Here is a 235-nt window from a genome sequence, read left to right as displayed (position 1 = left end):
ACTTCTGTTTTCCAAACTATTTTGAATGGTCATGTATTTGGATTGACAATGCAAGCAGCAGTAAATGCACCAAGATTTGATAATCAGTGGCTGCCCGACGAAATCCGTATGGGACCAAATGGTTTTGCCGAAAAATTGATTAATCAGTTAGAATCTTTGCGGTACAAGATTAACCAGACACGCTGTCCAGTAATTGGCAAAGTAGATGGTATATTAATACTTGAAGATGGTAGAT

Annotated in this window: 1 protein-coding gene; it reads left to right on the top strand. The window is 37.9% G+C overall.

What is annotated here, in order from left to right; translation table 11 throughout:
- Positions 1–235 (top strand): gamma-glutamyltransferase (locus tag ACRHOC_RS15205; RefSeq protein ID WP_431159447.1); only part of this gene is annotated, 235 nt, incomplete at both ends.

Origin of the sequence: Winogradskyella poriferorum (genome assembly GCF_050618035.1) — a bacterium.
Lineage (GTDB): Bacteria > Bacteroidota > Bacteroidia > Flavobacteriales > Flavobacteriaceae > Winogradskyella > Winogradskyella poriferorum_A.
The sequence above is the reverse complement of the archived record's forward strand: the minus strand, read 5'-3'. Positions and strand labels throughout refer to the sequence as shown.